The organism is Mesorhizobium sp. M1A.F.Ca.IN.020.03.2.1 (genome assembly GCF_004023205.1).
GTDB lineage: Bacteria > Pseudomonadota > Alphaproteobacteria > Rhizobiales > Rhizobiaceae > Mesorhizobium.
In genome coordinates, this window is record NZ_RZSV01000510.1 from 1 (window position 1) to 474 (window position 474).

Consider the following 474-nt stretch of genomic DNA (forward strand, 5'->3'; position numbering starts at 1 on the left):
GACCAAGCGCCCGCCGGTCCACAGCCGCTCGACCGCAACGTGACCGACGAAACACCGCTCGAACCGCTCGTTGAGAACTTCGAACCCAGCGCCTTCAATGTCTCCGAACATGGTGCTTCTCCGCGAAAACCGCCTCATCGATAGCCGGCGCGTTGATCCATTTTCAAGACTTGACCTGCATAAATGTTAGCGATAACATCGGTCGCAATTCAGTCATTTGCTTGGCTTGGGAGGAGGCCAAAAAATGCGGCCCAAGCTCATCGAATTCATCGACATCTCCAAGCGCTTTGGCGGCACCCTGGCGCTGAAGTCGGTCTCGCTCGACATCCATGAGGGCGAGATCGTCGCGCTGCTCGGCGAGAACGGCGCCGGCAAATCCACGCTCATCAAGACGCTCGCCGGCATCCACAAGTGCGACCAGGGCACGATCCGCTTTCGCGGCGAGGATTATCACCATCGCCCGCCCCGCCCCAA

1 protein-coding gene and 1 pseudogene are annotated in these 474 nt (G+C 59.5%); one reads left to right on the forward strand and one right to left on the reverse strand.

All coding sequences use genetic code 11. The features are described from left to right. Nucleotides 1-111 (reverse strand): annotated as a pseudogene (locus EOA79_RS32430) (SMP-30/gluconolactonase/LRE family protein); the annotation flags it as partial. A 133-nt stretch (nt 112-244) separates the two neighbouring features. Here EOA79_RS32430 and EOA79_RS32435 point away from each other — a divergent pair. Beyond that, nucleotides 245-474 (forward strand): ATP-binding cassette domain-containing protein (locus EOA79_RS32435; RefSeq protein WP_128293720.1); only part of this gene is annotated, 230 nt, incomplete at its 3' end.